3 protein-coding genes are annotated in these 6399 nt (G+C 53.0%); 2 read left to right on the top strand and 1 reads right to left on the bottom strand.

Going from position 1 to position 6399, the window contains the following annotated elements; translation table 11 throughout:
• The first annotated feature begins 677 nt into the window (after positions 1 to 677).
• Together sat and LKK83_RS25260 are read left to right on the top strand one after the other, a co-directional pair.
• Positions 678 to 1859 (top strand): sulfate adenylyltransferase, encoded by a 1182-nt coding sequence (sat, locus tag LKK83_RS25265; RefSeq protein WP_324634210.1) that lies wholly within the window; start codon positions 678 to 680, stop codon positions 1857 to 1859.
• A gap of 744 nt (positions 1860 to 2603) precedes the next feature.
• Complete coding sequence (locus LKK83_RS25260; protein ID WP_324634209.1) at positions 2604 to 4886, top strand: caspase family protein; 2283 nt, start codon at positions 2604 to 2606, stop codon at positions 4884 to 4886.
• A 316-nt stretch (positions 4887 to 5202) separates the two neighbouring features.
• Here the strand turns inward: LKK83_RS25260 and hppD are convergent, their stop codons facing one another.
• Positions 5203 to 6285, bottom strand: a complete 1083-nt coding sequence (hppD, locus tag LKK83_RS25255; protein ID WP_324634208.1) for a 4-hydroxyphenylpyruvate dioxygenase — start codon at positions 6283 to 6285, stop codon at positions 5203 to 5205.
• Positions 6286 to 6399 lie beyond the last annotated feature (114 nt).

The raw sequence follows: 6399 nt of genomic DNA, 5'->3' as shown, positions 1-6399 counted from the left end.
GGTTCTCGGGTTTCGGGCAGGCGGGATTCAGGCAGTAAACGGTCATGGCATATATAGGCGCGCACCTTTTCCATTATCCGTATATTAGGTCAAGTGGGAACAGTTGTCAAGGGGGTTTGGGGAAATATTGGATAAAGTTTTGTTGCGATTTTCACGTGAGATATCGTGGGGGTGAATGAATCGGCAGATCGGGGAGAGGTGGTTCCAGGCGAGAGCGGGGAAATGAGCGAATCGGGTTTTTTGTGGCTCGCACCTAGTTTGAATGACTGGTGATGCGCGAAGGCGGCTATATATATGCGCGCACCTTTCCCATTATGTTTAGGATAGGGTCAAATTGGCGGGATGTCAAGGGGGGGGAGAGGGAGAATTTTGGGGAGCAAGAATGGAAGAAGCGATCGCGGTGGAGTGGGGGGGAGCGCGCGCAGAGGACCGGCGGGGGGAGAGAAAGGGTGGGGGTAGGGGTAGATGAAAAAGGGGGTTAGCAGGGGAATAGGGGCAAACCACCTGAAGCGAAATTGTTGTTAGGGTGCAAAGCGCTTGAGTTCTACCGGAATTTTCCTGGTTGCGGTTCCCCAATTAAAGAGCTAGCTGGTTAACCGGTGCAGAATGTCACGTCGGCCAGTATGATAAAAATGAGGAAAACTTAACAATTGCACAGATTAAACAGAGGGATTGTTTTGACTCAGCATTCAGACGCCATTGCCCCCCACGGAGGCCATCTGGTGAATCGGATCGTCAGCGAAGCACAGAAGCGGGAATTTCTCGATCGCGCCCTTGAAATGCCGCGAGTGCAACTGAGCGAGCGATCGCTATCCGACCTGGTACTCATTGCGATCGGTGGATTTAGTCCTCTAACCGGCTTTATGGAGCAACAGGACTACGATCCAGTAGTCACGGATATGCGATTAGCCAATGGTTTACCCTGGTCAGTACCGATAACCCTCCCAGTCAGCGAAGAAGTTGCCGAACCCTTAAAAGAAGGAAGTTGGGTGCGCTTAGACGCTCCAGACGGACGATTTGTCGGGATACTGGAGCTGACCCAAAAATATCGCTACAACAAAGCTTTAGAGGCGGTGAACGTCTACCGCACCGAAGACACCAAGCACCCTGGGGTGAAAGTCATTTACGACCAAGGCCCGATTAATCTAGCCGGGCCGGTGTGGTTGCTACAGCGCGACGCCCATCCCCAGTTTCCCAACTATCAAATCGACCCAGCAGCATCGCGCAAAATCTTTCGGGAAAAAGGGTGGAAAAGCATCGTTGCCTTCCAAACCCGCAATCCCATCCACCGGGCGCATGAATACATCACCAAATGCGCCTTAGAAAGCGTGGATGCCTTATTTTTGCATCCCTTAGTGGGGGCCACCAAATCCGACGATATTCCAGCAGACGTGCGGATGCGCTGCTATGAGATTTTGATGGAGAAATACTACCCGAAAGACCGGGTAATGCTTGCCATTAACCCAGCGGCGATGCGCTATGCCGGGCCGAGAGAAGCGATTTTCCACGCCTTGCTGCGGAAAAACTACGGTTGCACCCACTTTATTGTCGGGCGCGATCATGCCGGTGTTGGCAGCTACTATGGAACCTACGACGCGCAACATATTTTTGACGAATTCGAACCGGAAGAATTGGGCATTTTGCCGATGAAATTCGAGCATGCCTTTTTCTGCACCGTTACTGAGGGAATGGCAACCACCAAAACCAGTCCGAGTAACCCAGAGCAGCGAATTCACCTATCGGGAACCAAGGTGCGGGAAATGTTGCGCCGGGGCGAAACGCCACCGCCAGAATTTTCCCGTCCGGAGGTAGCCGCCGAATTGGCTCGCGCCATGCGGGTGCCGGCAGAATCTTATTAATTTCATCTCTAGAACCCGGTAAGGGGCAAGGTATGAATTGCCGGGGTATAGAGGAATGAAAGGGGGAATTGTAGAGACGCGAAAACTTGCGTCTCTACCCCGGGTAGTGGCGATCGGCATTCGCCACCCAGGAGCGATAGAAAGCGGATTTATGGCTGAATTTTTCTAGACCCACAGCAACGCTCTAGCAGAGAAATTGGCAACCTGGTAGTTTACAAACCGCAGGGAAAACAGGTACAATGAAATCACAGTTTAAGCCGTGGGATTTTGCAGTAAAATCGCACGGGCAAAATCACAGAAGCGCTGCAGGAAGGTAAGGCAGAGCCAACCAGGGCGGCGATCGACGCCGCCAGGGGGGTATAAAACACAAGAGCGGCCCGGGGAAGCGCGGGCAGAGCGGATTCTCACTTAAGTCTGAGAAGCAGCGCCGCAGAGGCAGAGGAAGAGTCCACTCAAATGGCAGGTCAAGGGGAATTGAGTTGCACAAAGCGTTGCAGATTGCAGAACCTTAAATTGGGCGGAGTGAGGAGAAATCTGGGCGGGATGGCTTGACGAAAAGAACCTCGAGAGCCAAAACTAGAAAACAAACAGTGGGAAAAGTGAAGCCAGAGGAGGAAGAAAGGGGAGCGGTGGAAATGGAACGGGAGTGTTAGCATTCCGAGCGGGATGGTGCATCCTAGGGATTGCAGCGAGTAAAGGCCGATAACAACAATCAGAGTTAAGGGTAGAAGGACAATTTAGGGAATGGCACTGACGCGACGAGACTTTTTAGAGAAGGCGAGTTTGGCGCTAGCCGCCTTTGGAATGGGCGAAACCTGGGTAGGGCGAGCGAGCGATCGCTACTACCAAGCCTTAGCAGACCCCGCCCCGCAGAAATTGGCGCTACTGGTGGGGATCGACGACTATGAGGCGATGCCGGATCTTTCTGGATGCGCCACCGACGTAGAACTGCAACGGGAACTACTGATTCATCGATTTGGGTTCGATCCGAACAATATCGTCACCCTAATCGACAAGAAAGCAACCAGGCAGAATATAGAAGAAACCTTTATCAGCCATTTAAGCGATCGCGCCGGACCGAGAGATATCGTAGTGTTTCACTTCAGCGGTTACGGTCGTCGCATCAATGGAGAGCAAATCGGGGAAGGATTGCAAAACAGCTTGATCCCGGTAGATGGGGGGTCTCCGGAACGAGAAGGGCAGGAGGCCAATGACATCCTCGAGAGTACCTTAGAAGAACTGCTCAGAACCCTGCCCACGGAAAGAGCGATCGCCGTATTGGACACCAGCTATAGCTATCCAGGGATGAACCTGCAAGGCAACTTGCGAATTCGCGCCCAACAAGGGTTGCCCACCGCCTCTGCGAGCGAAGCCGAACTCGCCTTCCGGGAGAAAATCAAACCGCGAGGCGGCTTTTTGCAGCGATCGCCCGGGCCGTATAAAGGCATCATCCTCTCCGCCAGCGGTGCCGATCGCGTCGCCACCGAAGCGCGATGGATCGGGTTTAGTGCCGGGGTTTTCACCTATGCCCTAACCCAACAACTGTGGTTAGCCACCCCAGCCACCACCTTGAGCTTGAGCCTGCAACGGGCATCCTGTGCCATACAGCAGACCATCGGCGATCCCCTGCAACAGCCGGAATTAAAGAAAAAACTCACCGAAACCGAGGAAGAAACGCAAACTCGCAAAATCAAAGATGGTGCCCTGGCATTTTTCGACATGGAGCCACCCTCTGCCGATGGCGTAGTAGAGGCGGTAGAAGATGGCGGGCAAAGTGCCGTAGTCTGGCTGGGCGGACTGCCATCTCAGACGGTGCAATTCTACGAAGCCAACTCCATCTTGACCCCCCTGCCGAAAGAAGCAGAGGACGACCCCTTGAAAACCTTGCAGGTGCGATCGCGCGACGGATTGCGCGTCAAGGCGCAAGTCTTGGGCACCGGTAGCCCCAACGCCCAACCCCCGAGTCCCACCCGGTTGCGAAAAGGGCAACTGGTGCAAGAAAAGGTGCGCGTCCTCCCTCGCAGCTTGAACTTAACCATCGCCCTAGACAGCGGGTTGCAACGGATCGAGCGCGTGGACGCCACCAGTGCCTTTGCCGGTATTCCCCGGGTCAGCACCGCGATCGCCGGCGAACAAAATGCCGATTATTTGTTTGGGCGCGCCCGGGAAGCCATGCTGGCGCAGCTACCGAGTTCCTCCTTGCCTTCCATTCCCGAAGGCAGTTACGCTTTATTTTCTCCGGGGAAAAGCCTGCTGTTGAATACAATGGGGGAACGGGGAGAAGCGATTAAAACCGCAGCGCAACGATTGAAGCCGGAACTGGAAAAGTTATTGGCGGCCAAATTTCTGCGCTTAAGTGCCAATGAAGGGTCTTCTAAGTTAGGGGTGAGGGCGAGTTTGGAAACCGTTGCTCCGGAAGAAAAGGTGATTATCCAAACCGAAACCCGACGCTCTCCTTGGCCCGCGCCACAAAAGGCAGAGGCGATCGCGCCGAAGAATGGCAATCCGATTCCCTTGTCTTTGGGCGATCGCATCCGCTATCGATTGGTGAATTACAGCGATAAGCCGGTTTACTGTTTGTTATTTAGCTTGGATAATAGTGACAAGGCGATCGTGCTGTATCCTTCCCCAGATCCTTCCACCTCCAAAACCGGACAAACTCAACCCCACGTAGAACAAAATCAGATAAATCCCGGGGAAACCCTCATCGTTCCCAACGCCGCCGGCTCTGCATCTTGGGTGCTGCACGGGCAAGCAGGATTAACGGAAACCCAGGTGATTTTTTCCACCCGTCCGTTTTCCAAAACCTTCTACGCATTGGCGAGTTTCATGCGTCCCCAAGGCGACGCCCAACCGATAATCAGCCTTCGCAACCCACTGGCCATCACCCAAGCCATTCTCCAGGATTTACATGCCGCTAGCGCTGCCAATCTCGATAGTTATGGTGGTGGAATTTCCAGCAATGATTCTTTCGCTTTAGACGTGAATAGCTGGGCCACCCTGAGCTTTATCTATCGCGTGGTTTAGCGATCGCATAACCGAAAAGAAACGCGAATTTTGCGATTCTCGCCCTCGGGAGGGAATCGCACGCGACCAAAGGTTTTTTTTGGCATACCCAGCTCGACCTCACAATAACCGCAAAAGATAATAGCGTCGTTCTAAAATCCGGTGAGAAATGCTTTTAGCTCCCTTTTTGTATAAAATCGGTCGTTTATGTGCGAAAGCTTGGGGGCACTTTTCACCCCCGAGCGAAAAATGGGATCGGACTTCCGCGCCGCTTCTGCTGATGGGCGGTAGACCTGCAAAGGTTTTATATAACTGGCGACACCATAATATAAATTTTCTACTTTTCCCGTTTAATTTGCTCTTGTTCTATAGCTTGAAAGAGTGCCTGAAAATTGCCCTCTCCAAACCCCTGAGCCTGACAGCGACGCTCGATAGATTCAAAAAAGAAAGTCGGCTGAGAAAAAATTGGCTGAGTGAAAGTTTGCAGCAACATTTTCTCCGGATCGTCTGAATGCCAATCCACCAAAATCTCTTGAGCTTCAATTTCCGCCCATTGGGCAGCCGATTTGCGGAAACCCTGGCGTTGTTGCAGGTTGCGGTAGTAACGCGGCGGAACCTGAATAAACGACAATCCCGAGGCGCGAAGTTGGGCCACCGCCTGTAAAATATCGTGAGTTGCCAGAGCAATATGCTGAATTCCCGGACCGCGATTGAGGTTCAAGAACTCTTGAATTTGAGAATTTTCCGAACTCGGTTCGTTGATGGGTAATTGCACGCCGCCGTGGGGATGAACCATCACCTGAGAGTGCAACCCAGAACGGTGGGTTTGGATGTTAAAGGTTTGCTGACGCTGGAAACCGAGAGTTTTTTCGTAGAAAGACACCGCCGATTCCAAATTACCGTTTGCCACATTTAACACCACATGGTCGATGTGGGTATAGAAAGGGGTAGCAGAGGGGGTAACGGGGCGATCGCCGGGCCAACACTCGGTGAAATCCACACTCCAGAGGGGAAAATGGGACTGAGAAACCCCGATCGCTTCGATTAACGTATGGGTGAGCGGTCCCCACCCGGAGATTTGCGCCCACTTCAGAGTGCCTTGAGGCAGAGATTTTTCGCGAATGGGTTGCAACAAGCGGGCACCTTGGGCCGTTGCGTTTTGCACCAGGGCCTCGAGATTGGCAACCGAAAACGCCACATCTGCCACACCCGGGGGATGCAGGCGAAGAAAATCCGCCACGGGACTCGCGTCGCTGAGGGGGGAGGACAACAGAAAACAAACCGCACCACTTTGGACGACTTCCGTGTGGGTGTGGGTATGGGTAAAGCTGGCGATCGCCGCAAAACCGAGGTAGCGCACGAACCAGTCTCGTCGTGCCTTTGCATCTTCAACGTAAAAATGAACGCGATCGATTTCCATCACACCGAGATCCCACCACTATGTCGTCTGAGTCGCTACAACAGTGCTACAGAAATTCCGTTAACCGTAACACCATTGCCTGCCTCAACTCTATAGTAGAACCTCTTTTCCTTC

This window comes from Phormidium sp. CCY1219 (assembly GCF_035615515.1).
Classification (GTDB): Bacteria; Cyanobacteriota; Cyanobacteriia; order Cyanobacteriales; family Laspinemataceae; genus CCY1219.
The sequence above is the reverse complement of the archived record's forward strand: the minus strand, read 5'-3'. Positions and strand labels throughout refer to the sequence as shown.